19 protein-coding genes and 2 pseudogenes are annotated in these 22313 nt (G+C 71.1%); 19 read left to right on the top strand and 2 right to left on the bottom strand.

What is annotated here, in order from left to right:
- Positions 1 to 171 precede the first annotated feature (171 nt).
- The 4 genes from AC08OJ_RS00335 (at position 172) to AC08OJ_RS00350 (ending at position 3849) form a co-directional block, all read left to right on the top strand.
- Positions 172 to 1245 carry an ABC transporter substrate-binding protein gene (locus AC08OJ_RS00335; protein WP_476592385.1) on the top strand — a complete coding sequence of 358 codons (1074 nt, stop codon included), beginning with the start codon at positions 172 to 174 and terminating at the stop codon, positions 1243 to 1245.
- A 156-nt stretch (positions 1246 to 1401) separates the two neighbouring features.
- On the top strand, positions 1402 to 2181 hold the full coding sequence (locus tag AC08OJ_RS00340) for an ABC transporter ATP-binding protein (protein ID WP_476592384.1): 780 nt from the start codon (positions 1402 to 1404) through the stop codon (positions 2179 to 2181).
- Positions 2171 to 3238, top strand: a complete 1068-nt coding sequence (locus AC08OJ_RS00345; RefSeq protein WP_476592383.1) for an ABC transporter permease — start codon at positions 2171 to 2173, stop codon at positions 3236 to 3238. The genes AC08OJ_RS00340 and AC08OJ_RS00345 overlap by 11 nt, the downstream gene beginning before the upstream one ends.
- 155 nt (positions 3239 to 3393) lie before the next feature.
- Positions 3394 to 3849: an RrF2 family transcriptional regulator gene (locus AC08OJ_RS00350; RefSeq protein WP_462185778.1), complete on the top strand. Its 456-nt coding sequence runs from the start codon at positions 3394 to 3396 to the stop codon at positions 3847 to 3849.
- A 49-nt stretch (positions 3850 to 3898) separates the two neighbouring features.
- Here AC08OJ_RS00350 and AC08OJ_RS00355 read toward each other — a convergent pair whose 3' ends face one another.
- On the bottom strand, positions 3899 to 4423 hold the full coding sequence (locus tag AC08OJ_RS00355; protein ID WP_476592382.1) for a DUF4439 domain-containing protein: 525 nt from the start codon (positions 4421 to 4423) through the stop codon (positions 3899 to 3901).
- Positions 4420 to 5061, bottom strand: a complete 642-nt coding sequence (locus AC08OJ_RS00360) for a hypothetical protein (protein WP_476594808.1) — start codon at positions 5059 to 5061, stop codon at positions 4420 to 4422. Before AC08OJ_RS00360 ends, AC08OJ_RS00355 begins: the two co-directional genes overlap by 4 nt.
- Before the next feature lie 321 nt (positions 5062 to 5382).
- On the opposite strand from AC08OJ_RS00360, the gene rimP reads away from it, so the two are divergent.
- The 15 genes and pseudogenes from rimP to AC08OJ_RS00435 form a co-directional block, all read left to right on the top strand.
- Entirely contained in the window at positions 5383 to 6102 is a 720-nt protein-coding gene (gene rimP, locus AC08OJ_RS00365) for a ribosome maturation factor RimP (RefSeq protein WP_476594809.1), read from the top strand.
- A 54-nt stretch (positions 6103 to 6156) separates the two neighbouring features.
- A complete protein-coding gene (gene nusA, locus AC08OJ_RS00370; protein WP_476594810.1) occupies positions 6157 to 7254 on the top strand; it encodes a transcription termination factor NusA in 1098 nt (365 codons plus the stop codon).
- Between the two features lie 7 nt (positions 7255 to 7261).
- Positions 7262 to 7531 (top strand): YlxR family protein, encoded by a 270-nt coding sequence (locus tag AC08OJ_RS00375; RefSeq protein WP_462185773.1) that lies wholly within the window; start codon positions 7262 to 7264, stop codon positions 7529 to 7531.
- A gap of 299 nt (positions 7532 to 7830) precedes the next feature.
- On the top strand, positions 7831 to 10917 hold the full coding sequence (infB, locus tag AC08OJ_RS00380; RefSeq protein ID WP_476594811.1) for a translation initiation factor IF-2: 3087 nt from the start codon (positions 7831 to 7833) through the stop codon (positions 10915 to 10917).
- Positions 10918 to 10995: 78 nt separating this feature from the next.
- Positions 10996 to 11394, top strand: a complete 399-nt coding sequence (locus AC08OJ_RS00385) for a DUF503 domain-containing protein (RefSeq protein ID WP_476593260.1) — start codon at positions 10996 to 10998, stop codon at positions 11392 to 11394.
- Entirely contained in the window at positions 11387 to 11893 is a 507-nt protein-coding gene (gene rbfA, locus AC08OJ_RS00390) for a 30S ribosome-binding factor RbfA (protein WP_476593259.1), read from the top strand. The genes AC08OJ_RS00385 and rbfA overlap by 8 nt, the downstream gene beginning before the upstream one ends.
- Positions 11894 to 11953: 60 nt before the next feature.
- Positions 11954 to 13042: a DHH family phosphoesterase gene (locus tag AC08OJ_RS00395; protein ID WP_476593258.1), complete on the top strand. Its 1089-nt coding sequence runs from the start codon at positions 11954 to 11956 to the stop codon at positions 13040 to 13042.
- Complete coding sequence (gene truB, locus AC08OJ_RS00400) at positions 13039 to 14016, top strand: tRNA pseudouridine(55) synthase TruB (RefSeq protein WP_476593257.1); 978 nt, start codon at positions 13039 to 13041, stop codon at positions 14014 to 14016. Before AC08OJ_RS00395 ends, truB begins: the two co-directional genes overlap by 4 nt.
- A gap of 67 nt (positions 14017 to 14083) precedes the next feature.
- Positions 14084 to 15013, top strand: a complete 930-nt coding sequence (locus AC08OJ_RS00405) for a bifunctional riboflavin kinase/FAD synthetase (RefSeq protein ID WP_476594812.1) — start codon at positions 14084 to 14086, stop codon at positions 15011 to 15013.
- A 183-nt stretch (positions 15014 to 15196) separates the two neighbouring features.
- Positions 15197 to 15466 carry a 30S ribosomal protein S15 gene (gene rpsO / locus AC08OJ_RS00410; RefSeq protein WP_462202578.1) on the top strand — a complete coding sequence of 90 codons (270 nt, stop codon included), beginning with the start codon at positions 15197 to 15199 and terminating at the stop codon, positions 15464 to 15466.
- Positions 15467 to 15749: 283 nt separating this feature from the next.
- Positions 15750 to 17948 carry a polyribonucleotide nucleotidyltransferase gene (locus AC08OJ_RS00415; RefSeq protein ID WP_476593263.1) on the top strand — a complete coding sequence of 733 codons (2199 nt, stop codon included), beginning with the start codon at positions 15750 to 15752 and terminating at the stop codon, positions 17946 to 17948.
- A gap of 9 nt (positions 17949 to 17957) precedes the next feature.
- Complete coding sequence (locus AC08OJ_RS00420) at positions 17958 to 19358, top strand: M16 family metallopeptidase (RefSeq protein ID WP_476593255.1); 1401 nt, start codon at positions 17958 to 17960, stop codon at positions 19356 to 19358.
- 106 nt (positions 19359 to 19464) lie between these two features.
- Positions 19465 to 20199: a 4-hydroxy-tetrahydrodipicolinate reductase gene (dapB, locus tag AC08OJ_RS00425; protein ID WP_476593262.1), complete on the top strand. Its 735-nt coding sequence runs from the start codon at positions 19465 to 19467 to the stop codon at positions 20197 to 20199.
- Between the two features lie 110 nt (positions 20200 to 20309).
- Positions 20310 to 22032 (top strand): annotated as a pseudogene (locus AC08OJ_RS00430) (Hsp70 family protein).
- An 11-nt stretch (positions 22033 to 22043) separates the two neighbouring features.
- A pseudogene (locus tag AC08OJ_RS00435) lies at positions 22044 to 22313 on the top strand (hypothetical protein); the annotation flags it as partial.

Here is a 22313-nt window from a genome sequence, read left to right on the forward strand (position 1 = left end):
GCAATGTCCGTTTTGTCGGCTATGTGCATCTGGCCGGTCAAAGATATTGCAGAACGATGTCATCGCGATGAAGTCACATGGCCAGGATGGGCACCATCTGGCATGCTTACCATCCCGATGACTTCGATCGACATGCATGGCGCGGGCGTCAGCCTGCGTGAGGGGGTATCTATGAGACCGAGCAGACTGTGGCGTGCAGCGACGCCACTCATCGCCGCGGGGGCGCTCGTACTGGCGGTGGTGGGCTGCTCGAGTGACGACGGGGACTCCCAGACGGTCGCCTCGGACGGCCAGGTCACCGGCACCCTGCGGCTCGGGTACTTCCCGAACCTCACCCACGCGCCAGCTCTCTACGGCGTCGAGAAGGGGATCTTCGCCAAGGACCTCGGTTCTGGAGTCACGCTCAAGACGTCGACCTTCAACTCCGGCGTGCAGGAGGCGGAGGCGATTCTGTCCGGCGCCATCGATGCCGGCTATATCGGTCCCAACCCGGCGGTCAACAGCTTCATCAAGTCGCACGGGGAGGCGGTTCGGATCGTCTCCGGCGCCACCTCGGGTGGTGCGTCGCTGGTGGTCAAGCCTGAGATCACCTCCGTCGCGCAGCTCAAGGGCACCACGCTCGCCACCCCGAGCCTGGGCAACACCCAGGACGTGGCGTTGCGGTACTTCCTCAAGGAGAACGGGCTGAAGACCGACCCCCAGGGCGGGGGTGATGTCTCCATCAAGCCCCAGGACAACACCGTGACGGTGGACGCCTTCGCCAGCAAGGCCATCGACGGGTCCTGGGTGCCCGAGCCGATAGCCTCCCGGCTCGTCGCCGCGGGGGGCAAGGTGCTCGTCAACGAGGCCGACGAGTGGCCGGAGACCAAGGGCCAGTTCGTCACGACGGTGCTTCTGGTGAGCACGGACTACCTGAAGAAGAACCCGGAGATCGTCCGCCGGCTCATCACGGCGAACGTGGAATCGATCAACGCGCTCAACGCCGACCGTGACGCCGGCGCGAAGGTCACCAACACGGCACTGGGCAAGCTGAGCGGCAAGCCGCTGTCCGACAAGATCCTCACCTCGGCCTGGAAGGGGCTGACCTTCACTCCGGACCCGATCGCGGCGTCCCTGTTCACCTCAGCGAAGCACCAGGAGGAGCTCGGCCTCATCGAGAACCCGAAGCTCGACGGTCTGTTCGATCTGACGGTCCTCAACGAGATCCTCGCCAAGCAGGGCACACCGACGGTCTCCGACTCCTGACCCGCGGCACCCCCGGTAGCCGGGCCGGCTGAACCTCGGTCCGAGACCACAGGGCGACGACCGGACCGGGGTGTCGATCATCGATGCCCCGGCTTGGTCCATCCGTCCGTCCGTCCATGCACACCGGCCGCATACACCGCGACGGGGGAATGAACCATGACCGCTGTACTCACCGACACCGCTGTACTCACCGACACCGCGCTGCGCATCCACCGCGTCAGCCGGGTCTTCGGATCCGGGCCCGCCAGCGTCAAGGCGCTCGACAACGTCTCCCTGGATGTCCGGGCGGGCGAGTTCGTCTGTCTCCTCGGTGCGTCCGGCTGTGGGAAATCGACCCTGCTCGCCCTGATCGCCGGTCTCGACCAGCCCTCCGTGGGCGTCGTTGACACCACCGGCCGGCGGGTCGGGATGATGTTCCAGGATTCGGCGTTGCTGCCCTGGCTGACGGCGGGCGGCAACGTGGAGGTGCCGCTGCGGCTGCGGGGGATCGGCAAGGCCGAGCGGCGGGACCGGGTCGAGAGCCTGCTCGCGATGGTCCGGCTGGCCGGCCTGTCCGCGAAGCGCCCCCATGAGCTGTCCGGCGGCATGCGCCAGCGGGTGAGCCTGGCCCGGGCCTTCGCGCAGGAGGCCGACATCCTGTGCATGGACGAGCCGTTCGGTGCGCTCGACGCGATGACCCGCGATCTGCTCCACGACGAACTCGAACGGATCTGGCGGGAGACGGGGGTCACCGTCATCTTCGTCACCCACGATGTGCGCGAGGCGGTCCGGCTCGGTGACCGCATCGTGCTGCTGTCCTCCCGGCCCGGCCGGGTCGTGGAGATCTTCGACGTCGATATCGACCGCCCCCGCCGGCTCGACTCCACCCACGTTTCGGAGCTCGCCACCGAGGTGACCGCGCGGCTACGCGAGGAGGTTGGCCGCCATGGCCACTGACGTCAGCGTCCCCAGCCGTAAGAGTGCCGGGCGCGTCGAGGCCGGCGAGCCCCTCGACGTCGACGTGGCCCTCGCCGGCCTCGACGCGCTGGACATCCCGACCGCGCAACGGCGGCCGTTCGCGGCCCGCGCCTGGGCGGCCACCTGGCCGAAGCTCGGCGCTCTGCTCCTGTTCCTGCTGTTCTGGCAGATCGTCGTCTGGAGCGGCTGGAAGCCCAGCTATGTGCTGCCCGGGCCGGGCGAGGCGCTGGGCGAGTTCGTCGACCAGCTGGGCAGCGGACACTTCTGGGACGCTCTGGCCCGCACCCTGGTCCGGGCCCTGGAGGGATACGCCCTCGCCGTGCTCATCGGCACCGTGGTCGGGATCGCGGTGTCCCGCTTCGGGGTCCTGCGTACCGCGGTGGGATCGTTCATCACCGCGGTGCAGACGATGCCCTCGATCGTCTGGTTCCCGCTCGCCGTCCTGCTGTTCAAGCTCAGCGAGTCCGCGATCATGTTCGTGGTGGTGCTCGGGGCGGCGCCGTCGGTGGCCAACGGCGTCATCTACGGCGTGGACTACGTGCCGCCTCTACTGGTCCAGGTCGGCCGCAGCATGGGCGCGCGTGGTCTGTCCCTCTACCGGTACATCGTGGTACCGGCGGCCCTGCCCTCGGTGCTCGCGGGCCTGAAGCAGGGCTGGGCGTTCGCCTGGCGCAGCCTGATGGCCGGCGAGTTGCTGGTCATCGTTCCGGGGCATCCGTCCGTCGGGGCCGACCTGCAGAATGCCCGCGAACTGCTCGACACGGTCGGGGTACTGGCCTCGATGATCACGATCTTCGTGGTCGGGGTGCTCATCGATGCCGGATTCAACGCGGTGGACCAGCGGATGCGGCAGCGCCGTGGGCTGGTTGCGGAGGATACGACGGCGGTCCGGGCGGCTCGGCGTCGCCGGGGCGGCAGCGCCGGCGGGTCCGCCGCGGCTGGTACAAAGGAAGTGGCGGCGGTCGGAGCCGCCACCACGGCCACCTCCTCCGCCGACGGCGGCACGGACGCCCCCCATCCCGAGAGGGCTGGCTGAGGAAGTCCCCGATTCCCCGGCCGGCAGGTTCGTTGGCCGGCAGGCTCGTTCGACCGAGCCGGCGGCGGGAACAGCGCCCGTTGGCGCGGGGCCGCGCCTCGCCCGCTGCCGACCCGGCCCACCCATTCGGCGAGGACCGGCGGCAGAATGGATGCATGCAGATCTCCGCTCGCGCCGACTACGCATTGCGCGCACTCCTGACGTTGGCCGCGAGCAACGGTCGGCTCGTCAAGGGCGAGGCGCTTGCCGCGGCGCAGGATCTGCCGCTGCGCTTCCTCGAGAACATCCTCACCGATCTACGCCGGGCGGGGCTGGTCCAGAGCCGCCGGGGCGCGGACGGGGGATACCAGCTGAGCCTTCCTCCCGACCGGATCACCATCGCCACGGTGATCCGGGCGACCGACGGTCCGCTCGCCAGCGTGCGAGGCCGGCGTCCCGAGGACACGAACTACGACGGCGCGGCCAAGAACCTGCAGGATGTGTGGATCGCGGTTCGGGTGAACCTGCGGCGGGTGCTGGAGGCCGTGACCCTCGCTGACGTGGCGAGTGGTCAGCTTCCGGACATCGTGACCACCCTCGGCGGCGACCCCGACGCGTGGGTCACCCGCTGACGGGAGCGGCCCGCTTCCTGGAGCGGGCCCGGCCTCCCTGGACACCAGGTCACGTCCCCGGTAGCGCGCGGCTCGCGGCCGCCAGCGGCATGCCGGCCGCGATGCGGGCCCGCTGCGCGCGTACGGCGGTGCCGGTCAGCGCGTCCAGGGCCAGCGCACGGACGTCCCCGACGAGCACGGTGACGGCGTCGTGGGCCGCCATGGCGCAGGCGTCCTCGATCCTGGCCAGGAGGGCCAGTGCCGCCCCGATTCCCTCCGGTGCGACGGGGAGTCGATAGGCGGGCAGTGCCGGTGGCGCCTCCCCGCCGCGGGCCCGGATCGCGGTGATGAGGTCGTCGCGCAGCGCCTGGTGCGCCAGATAGCTCAGTCGTGCGAGCTCGCGCGCCTGCGCCGCGGCCGGGCCGAGCGGCGCGAGGGCACCTCCCGCCGCCGCGGCGGCGTAGACGGCGGCATACGTGGCCGTGAGCATCGTGACCAGCGCCGCGACACCCGCGGGATCCGGGTGGTCGGTTGCGGCGGTCGATTCCGTGGGGGTCGCCGACGCCGGATCGCCCGGTGGTGTGCCGGCGGTCATCCGGACACCCGGCTCGCAGAGAGGGCCAGCAGCTCCGCATGTGCGGTCCCGGCGGCGCACATGCTCGCCAGCAGGGACGCGAGCGGACCGCCCGCGCGCAGGCAGTCGGTGCGGGCCGCGTTCGTCGCCGCACCCTCCATCCCGGTCAGGGAGGCGATGGTGGCGGCGCGGGCCGTGGGTGACTCGTCGACGAGCTGCGCCGTTCCCGCCGTCCCGGCGCCGTCGCGCCCGATCGTCCGGGTCGGCATGGCCGCCTGGGTCGGTATGGCTGCCTGGGCCGGCGTGGTCGGTGCGGAGCCCGGGAACTGTTCGGCCAAGGTCCGGAGCTGGACTTCGTGATGGGCCCGCAGCGTGTCGAACAGGGGACGCAGGGACGGGTGGCGCTCGGCCGCCGTCCGGTATGCCGCGGCCAGCGCGGTCGCCCGGACGGCGGCGGCCCTCGCCGCCCGGCGGTCGTCGCCGCCCAGGCCCACTGCGGGACCGGTCCGGTTCGTCGCGACCGTGGTGCTGCACCCGGCGGCCTCGAATCCGGTAAATCCGGCAAATCCGGTGAGGGTGAGGCCGGTCAGCCCGGCGAGGACCCGTCGTCGGGAGGCGTGGGTGAGGTTCGCCGGATCCACCGTCGCAGCTTCGCACATCCCCTGCTGTCGTCCGGATCGCCGTGTGGTCCGCGCGGCCTGATCCGGTTACCCCCGGGTCGCGACGGACTCCGGTCGGGGCGGACGTAGGCTATGGATCTCACCCGGGATGCCGTTCGCCCCTGTGACGGCCCAGCCCGGCGGGACCGTCGGCGGTCGGTCCTCGTTGTTCGACGGTGCCGCAGGTCGGGTCGACGAGGGTCGCACGGCTTGATGGCGCCGGCCGAACCTGGGTATCGCCCCCGGGAGATGACAATGTGGCGGCCGGCCTACGGCGTGGGGAGCGGCGTCGTGGGTCCGGCGGATGATCAGGCATCGCGGATGCGGGAAGGGACGGTCGAAGTGGCAGGGGCGGGGGAGGCCGGCCGCGCGCGCGACCGGAGCCCATCCGGATCGGCCCGCGGGCGCGGCGGCGTTCGGACGGCGCTGCGGGCTCGGCTGGCGGCCGGCTTCGCCGACGCGGGTTTCGATCTCGAGGATGTGACGGTGGCACGGGCCGGATCGCGCAGCGTGGTGCGGGTGGTGGTGGACCGCGACGGCGGAGTCGACCTGGACGCGGTCGCGGACGCCAGCCGGCTCGCCTCCGAGCTGCTCGACGCCGCCGAGACCAACGGCCAGGGCCTGGTCGCCGGGCCTTATGTTTTCGAGGTCACCTCACCGGGCGTCGAACGGCCGCTGACCGAGCCTCGGCACTGGCGCCGCGCGATCGGCAGGCTTGTCACGGTATGTGATCGAGACGGCATCGTTCTCGCCGGGCGTGTCCTCTCCGCCGACGAATCGGGGGCGGACCTGGCGGTGGCGACGGATCCCGCGCGGCCCGGACGCCCCCCGCGCCGGCGGCTTGCGCGGGTGACCTTCGCACAGGTGGCCCGGGCTACTGTCGAGGTCGAGTTCTCGGCCGAGGCGTATGATGATCTTTCTGTCGAGTCGGTGGAGACGCCGTCTTCGTCCGCCGCGTTGGTGGAACCCGGCGAGACAGCCGATCTCGGGTCTGGGGAGCCGAGCGACGATCTTCCGGCGGCGCCGGGGAGGGAATCCTAATGACGACGGCCGGGAGGCCGGCCCCCGGGGCGCGGCCGGTAAGGAGATGACCCGGTGAAGCTCGACGTGGCCGCGCTGCGCGGAATCGAGCAGGAGAAGGACATTGCCTTTGACACCTTGGTGCAGGCGATGGAGACGGCACTGCTGACGGCCTATCACCACACGGCCGGGTCCGCGCAGGACGCCCGGGTGGTGATCGACCGGACGACCGGAGATGTCTCCGTCCTCGCCCGGGAACGGGGTCCGGACGGCACCAGCCGGGAGTACGACGACACCCCGGCGGACTTCGGGCGGATCGCGACTATGACCGCTAAACAGGTGATCATGCAGCGGCTGCGCGAGGCCCAGCAGGAGGTCACCTACGGCCAGTACGCTGACCGGGAGCACGAGATCGTCTCCGGTGTGGTGCAACATCACGAACAGCGGGCCGGCTCCAGGGTCGTGCTCGTCAATCTCGGCACCGTCGAGGGTGTCCTGCCGCCGGCCGAGCAGGTTCCCGGCGAGCGGCTCGAGCACGGTGACCGGATCAAGTGTTATGTGGTGCACGTCGCGCGGGGGCAGCACGGACCCACGGTGACGTTGTCCCGCACCCATCCCGAGCTGGTGAAGGGGCTGTTCCGGCTGGAGGTGCCCGAGGTCGCCGACGGCACCGTGGAACTCGCCGCGATCGCCCGCGAGGCTGGGCATCGCAGCAAGATAGCGGTGCGGTCCCGGGTGGCCGGGGTCAACCCCAAGGGCGCGTGCATCGGGCCGATGGGCAGCCGGGTGCGTGCCGTCATGGCCGAGCTGCGGGGCGAGAAGATCGACATCGTCGACTGGTCGGCCGACCCGGCAACCTTTGTCGGGAGCGCGCTGTCCCCGGCCCGGGTGGCCCGGGTCGAGGTGACGGACCCGGCGAGCCGCTCGGCGCGGGTGGTGGTGCCCGATTACCAGCTGTCGTTGGCCATCGGTCGCGAGGGGCAGAACGCCCGGCTCGCCGCCCGGCTGACGGGGTGGCGCATCGACATCCACTCTGACACCGAGGACTCCGGCGAGGGCGGTGGGAGCGGATCCGAACGGGGCTCCGCTGGTGCGCCTCGACGATCGGGACCAGCTGCGGTACCGTGGCGATCGCCTGCCGCGGGTGGCCATTCTCGGGGCCGAGCGGGATAGACTTGCGATGGCGCGTCGTGCGGAGCCCGTTCGTACCTGTGTCGGATGTCGAAGCCGTGCGCCGAGTTCTGACCTACTGCGTATCGTTGTAGAAGGCGGCGAGCTTCTGCCGGATGCTCGTCGTCGGATGCGCGGTCGGGGTGCGTACGTGCATCCCGATCTTGCATGCCTCGATCTCGCGGAGCGTCGCAAGGCGTTCCCACGAGCATTGCGGGTGTCGGGCCCGCTCGGATCGAAGCAGGTCAGGCTGTATCTGGAGCGGCTTTGCCCGCGGTAGCCGGTCCCTCCGGGGCCGGTCCGCCGTAGTCGCGCCAGGCACAGGGAGATATCAGGCACAGGAGATACCAGGTAAAGATGGATGGATGGAACGGGCGGACCGCGGCAGCGGGCCGGCCGGGTCAGACGGAGTGGGTACCCGCGCCAGCGGCACCCCCTCCCACAGGCGGCGCCAACAGACGTCGACAGGGAAGTCAGGTCGAGACAGCGATGACCGCTCAATGAGCACCCAGCCATGATCACGACCAGCAGGTAGCGAGGTCACGCGGGCACGGACCGCGGGCCGAACGAAGGAGCACCGTGGCAGGAAAGGCCCGCGTACACGAGCTCGCCAAGGAGCTTGGTGTCGACAGTAAGACCGTGCTCGCCAAGCTCAAGGATCTCGGTGAGTTCGTGAAGTCCGCTTCGTCCACTGTCGAGGCACCCGTCGTCCGCAAGTTGAAGGAAGCGTTCCCCGCCGACGGCGCACCCACCTCCCCGGGCCGGACCACCGGCCGTCCGGGACCGCCGGGCAGCGGTGCCCGTCCGACCTCGCCGCCCCGTCCTGGTCTGGCGCCGCGGCCCGGTCCGCGTCCGGTTCCCGGGCGGCCTGGTCCCGCCGGCCGGCCTGGTCCAGTGACCCCGGCGCCGTCGCCCGCGTCCCCGCCGGTACCGGCCTCGTCGGTGCAGGCTTCCCCGGTGGAGGCCTCGCCGACGTCTGCACCCGCCGCTCCCCGTCCGGCCGCGGCCTCCGCCGTACCCGCGCCGCCGCTGCCGTCCGCGCCGTCCGCCCCTTCCGGGCCGCGACCCGGGCCGAGCGTTCCGCGTCCCGGTGCACCGCAGGGCGGTGGCCGCCCGCGTCCCGGCACCCCGGTTCCTCCCTCGGGTCCCACCGCTGGCGGTCCCACCCCCGGCGGCCCCCGGCCTGGCCCGCGCCCCGGACCCCGGCCGGCTGCGCCCGGTAACAACCCCTACACGACGCCGTCCGCCGGGCCCCGTCCATCCGCTGGGCCGCGCCCGTCCGCTGGGCCGCGCCCGTCGGCCGGTCAGTCGGGTCCGCCGTCGGCGTCCACTCCCCGGCCCAGCGCCCCGGGGCCGGGCACCCCCAGGCCAGGCACCCCCCGGCCGGGTGGACCGCGACCCGGTGGCGCCGGCGCCGGTGGTCCACGGCCCACTCCCGGCGGGATGCCGCCACGCCCCGGTGGCCCACGGTCCGGAGCGGAGGGTGGCATGCCGCCCCGCCCAGGTGGCACCGGGGGGCCGCGCCCCAACGCGAACATGTTCCAGCCTCGACCCGCCGGTGGCCCTCCCGGGCGCCCGGGAGGTGGGGGCGCTCCTGGTCGTCCCGGTGGCGGCGGTCCGCGTCCCGGCGGATTCGCCGGGCGGGGTGGCGCGCCCGGTCGTCCCGGTGGCAGCGGCGGCGGTGGCGGTGCGCCCGGTCGTCCCGCGGCCGGCGGCCGTGGCCGCGGTGGGACCACGGCGGGCGCTTTCGGCCCCGGTGGCCGTGGTCGCCCCGGTCGCCAGCGCAAGTCCAAGCGCGCGAAGCGGCAGGAATGGGAGAGCGGGCTCGAAGCGCCGCGCATGGGCGCGATGGTGCCCCGCGGCAACGGGCAGGCCATCCGGCTTCCGCGTGGCGCCTCACTGGCCGATTTCGCCGACAAGATCGATGCGAACCCGGGCGCTCTGGTCCAGGTCGTGTTCACCCAGCTCGGCGAGATGGTCACCGCGACCCAGTCCTGCACCGACGAGACGCTGCAGCTGTTGGGCGTCACGCTCGGTTACGAGGTCCAGATCGTCAGTCCGGAGGACGAGGACAAGGAGCTCCTCGAGAGCTTCGACCTCTCCTTCGGCGGGGAGTACGGCGACGACGTCGAGCTCAGCTCCCGGCCGCCGGTCGTGACCGTCATGGGTCACGTCGATCATGGTAAGACGAAACTGCTGGACGCCATCCGCTCCACCGACGTGGTCGGGGGCGAGGCCGGTGGTATCACCCAGCACATCGGTGCCTACCAGGTGCGGGCCAAGGTCGACGGCGACGAGCGTCCGATCACCTTCATCGACACTCCGGGCCACGAGACCTTCACCGCCATGCGGGCCCGCGGTGCGCAGGTGACGGACATCGTGGTCCTGGTCGTGGCCGCCGACGACGGGGTGAAGCCGCAGACCATCGAGGCGCTGAACCACGCCCAGGCGGCCGGCGTCCCGGTCGTGGTGGCGGTCAACAAGGTCGACAAGGAGGGCGCCGACCCGGCCAAGGTACGGGGCCAGCTCACCGAGTACGGCCTGGTGGCGGAGGAGTACGGCGGCGACACGATGTTCGTCGACGTCTCCGCCCGCAACCGGACGAACATCGACGGCCTGCTCGAGGCGATCGTCCTGACCGCCGACGCCTCCCTGGACCTACGGGCTCCGACCGAGGTCGAGGCGCAGGGTGTCGCCATCGAAGGCCGGCTTGACCGGGGCCGGGGTCCGGTGGCGACCGTGCTGGTCCAGCGCGGCACGCTGAGGGTCGGTGACTCGGTCGTCGCCGGCGAGGCGTTCGGTCGGGTTCGGGCGATGCTCGACGAACACGGTGGTCAGGTGGTCGAGGCGGGCCCGGCCCGGCCCGTCCAGGTCCTGGGGTTCACCAGCGTTCCCGACGCCGGTGACAACTTCCTGGTGGTGCCCGAGGACCGAGTGGCCCGTCAGATCGCCGAACGTCGTCAGGCCCGCGAGCGTAACGCGGAGCTGGCGCTGAGCCGAGGCCGTCCGACATTGGAGACGATCCTCGAGCGGATGAAGGAGGGCGAGAAGACCCAGCTCAACCTCATCCTCAAGGGCGATGTGTCCGGTTCGGTCGAGGCGCTCGAGGACGCCCTACTCAAGATCGATATCGGCGACGAGGTCGGTCTGCGGATCATCGACCGTGGGGTCGGTGCGATCACTGAGACCAACGTGATGCTGGCGTCGGCTTCCGACGCGGTCATCATCGGCTTCAACGTCCGGCCGCAGGGCAAGGCGACGGAGTTGGCCGACCGTGAGGGCGTCGAGGTCCGCTACTACTCGGTGATCTACCAGGCCATCGAGGACATCGAGAACGCCCTGAAGGGCATGCTCAAGCCCGTCTACGAGGAAGCGCAGCTCGGTACCGCCGAGGTTCGCGAGGTCTTCCGCGTGCCGCGGATCGGCAACGTGGCCGGCTGTCTGGTCCGTTCCGGCGTCATCCGGCGGAACACCAAGGCCAGGCTCATCCGCGACGGCGTCGTCGTGGCCGACAACCTCACGGTCGAGTCGCTCAAGCGTTTCAAGGACGACGCGACGGAGGTCCGCGAGGGCTACGAGTGCGGTATCGGTCTCGGGTCGTTCAACGACATCAAGATCGATGACGTGATCGAGACGTTCGAGCAACGGGAGGTTCCCCGCGCCTGAGCACGCCCGCGACCGGTGACGATCGAGCTGCCTGCTCGATCGTCACCGGCGGTGTGTGCCCGGCGGCGGGAGACGACCATGTGGATCGGAACCCTCAACCTTGATCTGCTGCTCGGTGACGTGCACTCGTTGAAGGAGAAACGGTCGGTGGTGCGGCCGATCGTGGCGGAGCTGCGTCGCCGTTTCGCCCTCAGCGTGGCCGAGACCGGCCATCATGATCTGTACCGGCGAGCCGAGATCGGGATGGCGGTCGTCGCCGCGGACCGGGCGCACTGCGTTGAGGTCCTCTGTTCCTGCGAGCAGCTGGTGGCCCAGCGACCGGACGTCGAGGTGCTCGCCGCGCGGGCGCGCTACTTCTCGGCGGACGACGCGGACGACGAACCGCATGCACCCGGCGAACCGCACACACCCGGTGCATCTGCCGCGGTGAGCGTGCCGCCGACGGGACCGGCGAACGAGGAGGTGGACGGTGGCTGATCCGGCCCGGGCACGGCGGCTGGCCGTGCGTATCCGCGAGGTCGTGGCGTCCATGCTGGAGCGTGGCGTCAAGGATCCTCGACTCGGCATGGTGACCGTCACGGAGGTGCGGCTGACGCCGGATCTGGTCGACGCGACGGTCTTCTACACCGTCTACGGCGATGAGACGGCGCGGCAGGCGTCGGCCCAGGCGCTCGAATCCGCTCGGGGGCTGCTGCGCAGCCAGGTCGGCCGGGCCACGGGGGTGAAGGTGACCCCGACGCTCACCTTCGTTCATGACCGGCTTCCCGACGACGCCCAGCATCTGGAGAAGCTGATCAGCGTTGCCCGGGAACGCGACGCGTATCTGGCCGAGGTCCGTCGGGATGCTCGCCCGGCGGGCGACGACGATCCCTACCGCCGGCCGCGCTCCGCCACCGACGAGCCGGATGAGCCCGATGAGCTGGGCGAGCTGGATGAGGTGGGCGAGTATGGCGGGACGGCCCGGCAGGAGGGATGACGGGTACGGGCCCGGGACACCGCGGTGACAGGCACGAGACAGCGGCGATGGGAACTGACGATGAGCGATGCGACCGATCTCGTGGACCCGTCGGCGGCGCCGGTCAGCCGCTCCTGCCCGGGCGGTGCCGGTCCGACCGGTGATTTCCAGGCCGCGGTGACCGCACTGACCGGCGCGATCGACGCCGGTGACGACATTCTGCTGATCGCCCACGTGAACCCCGACGGGGACAGTCTCGGATCGGCGTTGGCGCTGGGGCTCGCGCTGCGGTCGCTGGGCGGAAGACCGCGGGTATCCTTCGACGCCGATCCCTTCGTCGTTCCCCGGGTGCTTCGCTTCCTCGCCGGTCAGGATCTGTTGGTGGCTCCCGAGGCCGTCACCGGCCGGCCGGGTCTCGTGGTGACCCTGGATGCCGGCAGCCGGTCCCGGCTGGGCAGGCTCGCCAACACCACGGCCGGTCGCCGGGTCCTGGTCGTCGACCACCATGCCTCCAACACCCGGTTCGGCGATCTCAACCTGGTCGACCCCGAGGCGGCCTCGACCAGCGCCATGGTCGTCGACCTCATCGATGCCCTGGGCGTGCGGCTCGACCGGGACATCGCGACAGCGATCTACACCGGTCTGGTGACCGACACGGGATCGTTCCGTTTCGCCGCGACGACACCGGCGGTGCACCAACTGGCCGCCCGGCTGCTGGCCACGGGCATCCGTCCCGACCTGATCAGCCGTGCCCTGTGGGACACCCACCGCTTCGGCTATCTCAAGCTACTCAGGGAGGTTCTCGACCGCGTCCGGCTGGAGCCCGAGTACGACCTCGTCTGGTCCTGGTGCAGCCAGGCCGATCTGCGCGCCGCGGGACTGGAGTACGACGAGATCGAGGGGCTCATCGACACGGTGCGCACCGTGTCGGAGGCCGAGGTCGCCCTTGTCTGCAAGCAGGATGGTGACGTCTGGAAGGTCTCGGCCCGTTCCAAGGGGGACGTCGACGTCGGCGCGGTCTGTACGGCTCTCGGTGGTGGCGGCCATCGCTTCGCCGCCGGATTCTCCCGCGGGACGACGCTCGACGAGCTGATGGGCGTGCTCCGGGACGCGCTGGCGCAGGCTCCGCGCCTGGGAGGCCCGGGGAACGCGGCCCGGAGCCCGCGGTGAGCACCCGGGGGGGATCCACCCGGGGACCCGCGCGGCCGGGGGGAGCCGCATCCCGCCGGGGATCCGGGACCGGTCCCGGGCCACAGGTCGACGGGCTCGTCGTCGTGGACAAGCCGGCCGGCTGGACGTCGCACGACGTCGTTGCCAGGGCGTGGCGCATTCTCGGGCAGCGCCGGATCGGCCACGCGGGCACCCTCGATCCGATGGCGACGGGTGTGCTGGTGCTGGGAGCCGGCCGGGGAACCCGCCTGCTCGGGCATCTCGCCCTCACCGGCAAGGCGTACGACGCCACGATCCGGCTCGGCCGGACTACCACGACCGACGACGCCGAGGGCGCGCCGGTCGAGGACCGTCCGGTGGACGTCGACGCCGACCGGCTCACCCGGGCCATGGCCGCCCTCACCGGGGTGCTCGACCAGGTTCCCGCCAGCGTGAGCGCGGTCAAGGTGGGCGGGGTACGCGCGTACGCCAGGGTCCGGGCCGGCGAGGTGGTCGATCTCGCCCCACGCCGGGTGACGGTCCACCGCTTCGACCTGCTGGCGCGGCGGGCCGCGGGCGATGGGGCGGTGGACCCGGCCGGAACCGATCTGGAGGTCACGGTCGGTTGCTCCAGCGGAACGTACGTGCGGGCGCTCGCCCGTGATCTCGGGGCGGCGTTGGACTGCGGGGCGCATCTGACCGCCCTGCGGCGCACCGCCGTTGGTCCCTTCGACCTGGCGGGCGCAGTGACTCTCGACACGTTCGCCGAGCTGGGGCCGCGGGCGGTCACGTCGCTGACCGACGCGGTCGCGGCCGGCTTCCCGCGCCGCGACGTGACGGCGGAGGCGGCGGCGGACGTGTCCCATGGCCGGCGGTTGCCCCCGGTAGGACGGCCGGGCACGTACGGCGTCTTCGGTCCCGACGGGACCGTGCTGGCCCTGGTCGAGGAGACTGAGCGTGCGGTCCGGTCGCTCGTCGTCTTCGCCCCGGTCTAGTCTGGCGGCACCCGGCCGGGGCTCGGCGGCCCGACAGCGCCCCACGAGAATGTCCTAGGCTTCGCACGTGCGAACGTGGCGAGGGGCGGAGAACACGCCTGTCGAGTGGCGGGGCGGGGTCGTCACGATTGGCTTCTTCGACGGGGTGCACCTCGGGCACCGGCAGATCATCGGCCGGGCGGTTCGGCTGGCGCGGGAACGCGGTGAGCGTTCGCTGGTGTTGACCTTCGACCCGCATCCCGGTGAGGTGCTGCGACCCGGCAGCCATCCCGCCCTGCTCACGACGCTGCGTTTCAAGGCCGAGCTGTTGGCCGGAACCGGGGTGGACGCGCTCTGCGTCGAGCCGTTCACGCTGGAGTTCAGCCGGGTCTCCCCGGCCGACTTCGTGCACGGGATACTGGTCGAGCGGCTGCGGGCGAGCGTGGTCGTGGTGGGGGAGAACTTCACCTACGGTCACCGGGCCGCCGGGACGCTCGCGACGCTGTCGGAGGCGGGCGCCCGGGAGGGATTCGAGGTCGACGGGGTCCGTCTCGTCCGCTCCGGCGAGCAGGTGCTTTCCTCGACGGCGATCCGTGCCCGGGTGGCCGAGGGCGACGTAGCGGCCGCGGCGGCCGCGCTGGACCGGCCGCACCGGGTCGAGGGTGTCGTCGTGCACGGCGACGCGCGTGGCCGCACCATCGGCTATCCTACGGCGAACATCCAGGTGACGCCCTGGGCCGCCGTTCCGGCGGACGGCGTGTACGCGGGCTTTGCCTGCTGGTCCGGCCGCCGTCAGCCCGCCGCCATCTCGATCGGCACGAATCCGACGTTCGAGGGACGCGACCGGCGCGTCGAAGCGTTCCTCCTGGACTTTGACGAGGATCTCTACGGCGAGTACATGGCCTACGAGTTCACCCATCGGCTGCGTCCGACCCTGCGCTTCGACTCGGTGGCCGAGCTCGTCACCCAGATGGCCGCCGATGTGGAGGCCACCCGCGCGGCAACCCTGCTCGTCTGAACTCGTCTGAACTCGGCTCACTCCGCCGGGGGCCGAGCGGTTCCCCTCGGGTTGATAAGCTTCCCGGTCAGGCGGGTGCGGTGTGTCCGGACCGGACGGCGATGATGCCGAGGTCCGGTGATCGGTCCGGGTGGGGAAGACCCCGGACGCGCGCCGTCCCGAAACAGAAGGAGAAGGTGGAGCGTGCCGCTCGCGAGCGACGTCAAGCAGAAGATCATGTCCGATTACGCCACCGTCGAGCGGGACACGGGCTCGCCTGAGGTGCAGGTCGCGATGCTGACTCGTCGGATCAGTGACCTGACCGAGCATCTCAAGGCGCATAAGCACGATCACCACAGCCGCCGCGGTCTGCTGCTGCTCGTCGGCCGTCGCCGACGGCTGCTGAACTACCTGGCGAAGACGGATATCAACCGATACCGCGCTCTGATCGAGCGACTCGGGCTACGGCGATAGCGCGAAGAGGGAGCGGCCCGGGCGGGACGCTCCCTCTGACGCATTGGGGGTAAGTACCGAATGCGTCGAGCCGTCGGCGGAGTCGTCCGCTCGGCGGTGTGGAGGACCTGGCCGGGTCCATGGTGGTGCGAGCCGCCGGTCCTCGGTCGTGGTCGCCGGGATGGGTACGGGCACCGGACCCGGGGGCTTCGACTGAGCACCGGCATCCTCGTTGGCATGGACCCGGCCGCAGAAGAGGATCGGCCGCGTGGATCCGGCCGAGGAAGAGGATGGAGTGGTTCGAGTGGACGACTCGATACATGCGGCCGAAGCGGTCATCGCGACCCCGGCCGGAGACCGGACGGTTCGGTTCGAGACTGGGCGTCTCGCCAAGCAGGCCGCTGGCTCGGCCGTCGCCTACCTGGGCGACACGATGGTGCTCTCGGCGACGACGGTTAGCAAGCAGCCCAAGGAACAGCTCGACTTCTTCCCGCTGACGGTGGATGTCGAGGAGCGGATGTACGCGGCCGGGCGCATCCCCGGCTCGTTCTTCCGGCGGGAGGGCCGCCCCAGCGAGGACGCGATCCTCACCTGCCGGCTCATCGACCGGCCGCTGCGGCCGTCGTTCGCCAAGGGGCTGCGCAACGAGATCCAGGTCGTGGCCACCGTGCTCGCCCTGGATCCCGACACCCTTTACGATGTGGTCGCCATCAACGCGGCCAGCGCGTCGACGACGCTGTCTGGCCTGCCCTTCACCGGGCCGATCGGCGCGACCCGGGTCGGGTTCGTCGATGGCGAGTGCATCGCCTTCCCGACCCATGCGGAGCTCGCTCGGGCGACCTTCGACATGGTCGTGGCCGGTCGGGTGATCGAGGACGGCTCGGACGTCGCGATCATAATGGTGGAGGCCGAGGCGACCCCGGGCACGGTCGAACTGCTCGCGCACGGCGCGCCGGCTCCCACCGAGGAGGTCGTGGCCGCGGGCCTCGAGGCGGCGAAGCCCGCCATCCGTGAGCTCTGCCGGGCCCAGAACGAGCTGGCCGCGCTCGCCGCGAAGCCCGCCCGGGAGTTCCCCGTCTTCATCGACCATCACGACGACGTGCTGGACGCGCTGTCCGCGGCAATCGGCGACGAGCTGTCCGCCGCGCTGCGCATCCCCGGCAAGGCTGAGCGCGAGAACGAGCTCGACCGGGCCCGCCAGCTCGCGGCCGAGAAGGTGGCCTCCCAGTTCGAGGGGCGGGAGAAGGAGATCGGCGCCGCCTACCGGGCACTGACCAAGAAGCTCGTCCGCTCCCGCATCGTGACCGAGGGCGTGCGCATCGACGGTCGCTCGACAACCGAGATCCGCGCGCTGTCAGCCGAGGTCGACTACATCCCGCGGGTACACGGCTCGGCGCTGTTCGAGCGGGGCGAGACGCAGATCCTCGGCGTCACGACCCTGGCCATGCTGCGCATGGAGCAGACGGTCGACACGCTCAACCCCGACCGCACCAAGCGGTACATGCACAACTACAACTTCCCGCCGTACTCCACCGGCGAGACCGGCCGCGTCGGTTCGCCGAAGCGCCGAGAGATCGGCCACGGGGCACTCGCCGAGCGGGCCCTGCTCCCGGTGCTGCCCAGCCGCGAGGAGTTCCCCTACGCGATCCGGCAGGTATCCGAGGCGCTGGGTTCGAACGGGTCGACGAGCATGGGCTCGGTGTGCGCGAGCACCCTGTCTCTGCTCAACGCCGGGGTACCGCTTAAGGCGCCGGTCGCCGGGATCGCGATGGGCCTCATCCACGCCGACGACTCCTACGTCACCCTGACCGACATCCTCGGGGCCGAGGACGCCTACGGGGACATGGACTTCAAGATCGCCGGCACCCGGGACTTCGTCACCGCGCTCCAGCTCGACACCAAGCTCGACGGCATCCCGGCCTCGGTCCTCGCCGCGGCGCTCCAGCAGGCGCGCGGGGCGCGGCTCGCGATCCTTGACGTGATGGCCGAGGCCATCGGCAGCCCGGACGAGATGTCCGCTCACGCCCCGCGGGTCATCTCCGTCAAGATCCCGGTGGACAAGATCGGGGAGGTCATCGGACCCAAGGGTAAGATGATCAACCAGATCCAGGCGGACAGCGGTGCCGAGATCACCGTCGAGGACGACGGGACGATCTACATCGGCGCGGTGGACGGTCCGTCGGCGGAGTCCGCCCGGTCGGCGATCAACGCGATCGCCAACCCGCAGATGCCCGAGGTCGGCGAGCGTTATCTGGGGACGATTGTGAAGATCACCAATTTCGGGGCCTTCGTCTCGCTCACCCCGGGCCGGGACGGCCTGCTCCACGTCAGCAAGCTCAAGACACTCTCCGGCGGTAAGCGGGTGGAGAAGGTGGAGGACGTCCTGACGGTGGGTCAGAAGCTCCAGGTCGAGATCACCGAGATCGACAGCCGCGGGAAGATCAGCCTGTCCCCGAGCGCCGAAGCCGCCGAAGCCGCCGACGCGGCGGTCGCCGCCTCCTGACGGCCCGTCGTGTCCGACACTCCCACGCCCGACCTGACCTGCTCCGCGGGGACCGCCGGCGCGCCGCGGAACAAGCCGGTTCCCGGCTCCCGGGCCGCGCACCTGCTCGCTGGCGGGGTCGGTGGCGAATCGTTGCTGGACGGCGCGGTGCGCCGCACCGTGCTCCCCGGCGGTCTGCGGGTCATCACCGAGCGGGTCCCCGGGGTGCGCTCGGTCGCGATCGGCGTCTGGGTCGGGGTGGGCTCGCGCGACGAGACGCCGGTGACCGCCGGATGCTCCCACTACCTGGAGCACCTGCTGTTCAAGGGCACGCCCAGCCGGGACGCGTTGACCATCAGCGCGTCGGTCGAGGCGGTCGGCGGGGACATCAACGCCTTCACCGGCAAGGAGTACACCTGCTACTACGCGCGGGTGCTCGACTCCGATCTCGCGATGGCCGTCGACGTCATCGCCGACATGGTCACCAACTCGCTGGTGACGGCCGACGACGTCGAGGCCGAGCGTGGCGTGATCCTGGAGGAGATCGCCATGTACGAGGACGACCCGGGTGACCTCGTCCATGACGTGTTCGCGGAGGCGATGCTCGGGTCGTCGGTGCTCGGCCGCCCGGTGCTCGGGACGACCGAGTCGATCGAGGGGCTGGGCCGGGAGACCATCGCGGACTACTACCGCTCCCGGTACATCCCGCCGGCGATGGTGGTCTCCATCGCCGGCAACCTGGCGCACGACCGGGCGCTGGCGCTGGTAGCCGAGGCGTTCGCCGACCGTCTGACAGTGAGCGCCGAGCCGTTCGAGGTACGTGGCGGATCGTACGACTACCCGCAGCCGCCCGGCATCGTCGTGACCGACCGGCCGACCGAGCAGGCGCATCTCGTGCTCGGCACTAGGGGACTGTCCCGGCACGATCCGCGCCGTTACACGCTCGGCGTGCTGTCGACGGCGCTAGGCGGTGGGATGAGCTCGCGGCTGTTCCAGGAGATCCGGGAGAAGCGGGGGCTGGCGTACTCGGTGGGTTCGTTCGCCTCCCACTTCGCCGACGCGGGCCTGTTCGGCGTCTATGCCGGATGCGCCCCCAAGCGTGCCGATATGGTCCTCGAGCTCGCCCGTGAGCAGGTACGCCAGATCGCCGAGCACGGGATCAGTGCCGAGGAACTCGACCGGGCCCGTGGGCAGAACCGCGGCTCGATGATTCTCGGCCTGGAGGACACCGGATCCCGGATGAGCCGCCTCGGCAAGAGCGAGCTCGTCCACGGTGAGGTCCTGCCGGTCGACGAGATCATAGCCCGGGTGGGCGCGGTCACCCTCGACGACGTCACCACGATCGCGCGGGAGCTGCTGGACCAGTCCTGGGCCCTGGGCGTTATCGGACCCTTCGACGACCACGACTTCAGCGCCGCCGTCGCCCGTTAGCGGCTCTCCTCCCGAGAGGTTCGAGGTTCACTGAATGTCCGACCCCGACTCCCGCCCGGTAGCCGGTGCTGTCCCGGCAACCGGGATACCGGCAACAGGGATAGCAGTGGGGGTGCTCGGTGCACGGGGACGGATGGGGTCGACGGTGTGTGCTGCCGTCGAAGCCGCCGCCGACCTGGCGCTGGTCGCGGCCCTCGGCGTCGGCGATGACCGTGGTGCGCTCGCCGCGGCTGACGTCGTCGTCGACTTCACCACCCCGGACGCGGTGATGGACAATCTCCGCTGGTGTGTCCAGGCCGGCAAGCACGTCGTCGTCGGCACCACCGGCTTCGACGAGCCGCGGCTCGCGACCCTGCGTGGCTGGCTGGCCGCGGCACCGGGGGTCGGGGTGCTCGTCGCGCCGAACTTCGGGGTAGCCGCCGTGCTGATGATGACGTTTGCTGCCCGGGCCGCCCGGTTCTTCGACTCGGTGGAGATCGTCGAGTTGCACCATCCCGGCAAGGCCGACGCGCCAAGCGGCACCGCCCGGCGTACCGCGGAGCTGGTCGCCGCGGCGCGTACCACCGCCGGGTTGCCGGTGGCCGGCCCGGACGCGACGACCGCCGCCCTCGACGGTGCCCGCGGCGCCCGGGTCGACGGCGTGCCGGTGCATGCCGTCCGCCTCGCCGGGCTCGTCGCGCATCAGGAGGTCCTGCTCGGGGGCGCGGGGGAGACCCTCACCCTGCGACATGATTCCTACGACCGCACCTCGTTCATGCCGGGGGTGCTGCTGAGCGTGCGGAAGGTCGGCGAGCGACCGGGACTCACGGTCGGTCTGGAGTCGCTGCTCGACCTGGACTAGCGCCGCGGGCACTTCGGGGCAGGTGTCTGCTGTCACCACGGGCCGCGAAAGATAGGTTTCCGGGTGCGGTCGGACACGTTAACCGTCGTTTCCCGGCGGGTACCCGTAGCATCTTCGGTATCGATCTTGGTGCGACGTTCAGCTGCCTGGCCCGGGTGTCCGGTTCCGGCGAGCCGCAGATCGTGCCGTTGCCCGACGACGCGCGGACGCTGCCGAGCGTGGTGCTGTTCGTGGGGGCCGACGACTACATCACCGGGGAGACCGCGCGGCGGCTGGCCCGGGCGCGCCCCGACGACGTGTGCTCCCTGGTCAAGCGGCGGATGGGGGACGGGGACTGGCGCTTCGTGACCCGCGGCGCGGCCTGGTCGGCGCCGGCCGTCAGCGGTCTGATCCTCAAGGCGCTGGTCTCCGACGCCGCGCTCACCACCGGCGAGCCCGTCGAGGACGTCGTGATCACCGTTCCGGCCTACTTCGGGGACGAGGAGCGCCGCGCGACGGTGCTTGCCGGCGAGTACGCGGGGCTGAATGTCGTCGGCGTCATCAACGAGCCGACCGCGGCGGCGCTGTCCTACGGCTTTGCCCGCTTCGAGATCGGTGCACGGCGTATGCTCGGTGGTCGCGGCGGAGGAGGTCGCGCTCGTCTACGACCTGGGCGGCGGTACGTTTGACGTCACCGTGGTCGAGCTCGCCGACCGGCGGGTGTCGGTGGTGGCGATCGACGGTGACCATCAGCTGGGCGGTGCCGACTGGGACGAGAAGGTGGTGCTCTTCCTCTGCGACCGGTTCCTCGCGGCCCATCCCGGCGCCCGGGACCCGCTCGACGACGGCGAGACCGCCCAGGCGCTCGCGCTCGCCGCCGAACGGGCCCGCCGGGAGCTGACCGACGTCGCATCGATGACGGTCCTGGTCGAGCACGCCGGGTTGTCCACCGAGGTCACGCTGACCCGCGACGAACTCGAACGGCTCACCGCCGGTCTGCTTGACCGGACGATCACCCTTACCCGGGTCGCGGTCGACGCCGCGCGGGCCCGAGGGGTGCGGGGGGTGCGGGGGGTCGACCGGATCCTGCTCGTCGGCGGCGCGGCGCGGATGCCGGCCGTGGCCAGGCGCCTCGCCGCCGAGTTCGCCGTGCCCGTCGAGTTGACCGATCCCGACCTCGCCGTGGCCCGCGGGGCCGCGATCTACGGGGAGAAGAAGGCGCTGGAACGCCTGGTGGCCGCCGACCTGGTGACCCGCGGTCAGCTGGTTGACGGGGCTGCCGTGGACACCGCCGCCCCAGCGGACCTGGACGCGGCGTGCCGGCGGCTCGCGAGCGTCCTCGGCCTGCCCGCCCAGCGGGTGCGCCGCACCGTCGAGGTACAGGTCGTCAACGTTGTCTCGCGTGGTTTCGGGGTGTTGGCGTTGAACCGGTTCGGTGAACAGGGGGCAGTCTTCCTGGTGCACCGCAACGACCGGCTTCCGATCGCCGTCCGGCGCGCGTTCGGGACGGTGCGCAACGACCAGGACGCCGTCACCGTCTACGTCGTCGAACAGGCCGGTGGTGTCGAATCGGCGCGTATCGAGGACAACAAGGTCATTGCCGAGGCCGAGATCACGGGTATCCCGCCCGGTTTCCCGGCCGACTCCCAGATTGAGATCATTTTCCGGATGGGTTTCGATGGGATCCTGGAGGTGACGGCGACGCATGAGGGTCTCGTCGACCGGCCGCTCACGGTACGGGTGGAGACCTCGGCCGCGTTGAGCCAGGCCGACGTCGCCCGCGAGCGGGAACAGGTGGCCCGGGCCCGCTGGGAGCGCGGCGGCCCGGGTGGTGCGCCGAGCGGATGGATCTGAGGGGCGCGGCGATGCGGTCCTTCGACTCCAACGACTACCGTCGCCGGGTCCTCGCCGTCGTGCACAGCCGGGGCGGGGCCGAGCACAGCGATCCCTTCGAGATCTACGACATTCCGCTCGACGAGGTGGACACCCTCGACGACGCCGCAATCGAGGCCAGGACCGCGGATGTCTGGGCGTTCTGGCAGCGCAGCCGGGACCACCCCCGCTACCGAGGAGTGATTATCGGTCTGCTGGGGCTGCACGCGGAGCTCGTCGCGGCACTGGCGACCCGTACCGCG

It is taken from the genome of Frankia sp. CgKIO3, assembly GCF_977946435.1.

Bases quoted from the DNA above. Each gene is read 5' to 3' on its own strand.
- AC08OJ_RS00335 (WP_476592385.1), top strand. From the start codon at position 172: ATGAGACCGAGCAGACTGTGGCGTGCAGCGACGCCACTCATCGCCGCG.
- AC08OJ_RS00340 (WP_476592384.1), top strand. From the start codon at position 1,402: ATGACCGCTGTACTCACCGACACCGCTGTACTCACCGACACCGCGCTG.
- AC08OJ_RS00345 (WP_476592383.1), top strand. From the start codon at position 2,171: ATGGCCACTGACGTCAGCGTCCCCAGCCGTAAGAGTGCCGGGCGCGTC.
- AC08OJ_RS00350 (WP_462185778.1), top strand. From the start codon at position 3,394: ATGCAGATCTCCGCTCGCGCCGACTACGCATTGCGCGCACTCCTGACG.
- AC08OJ_RS00355 (WP_476592382.1), bottom strand. From the start codon at position 4,423: ATGACCGCCGGCACACCACCGGGCGATCCGGCGTCGGCGACCCCCACG.
- AC08OJ_RS00360 (WP_476594808.1), bottom strand. From the start codon at position 5,061: ATGTGCGAAGCTGCGACGGTGGATCCGGCGAACCTCACCCACGCCTCC.
- rimP (WP_476594809.1), top strand. From the start codon at position 5,383: ATGCGGGAAGGGACGGTCGAAGTGGCAGGGGCGGGGGAGGCCGGCCGC.
- AC08OJ_RS00375 (WP_462185773.1), top strand. From the start codon at position 7,262: ATGGCGCGTCGTGCGGAGCCCGTTCGTACCTGTGTCGGATGTCGAAGC.
- AC08OJ_RS00385 (WP_476593260.1), top strand. From the start codon at position 10,996: ATGTGGATCGGAACCCTCAACCTTGATCTGCTGCTCGGTGACGTGCAC.
- AC08OJ_RS00395 (WP_476593258.1), top strand. From the start codon at position 11,954: ATGAGCGATGCGACCGATCTCGTGGACCCGTCGGCGGCGCCGGTCAGC.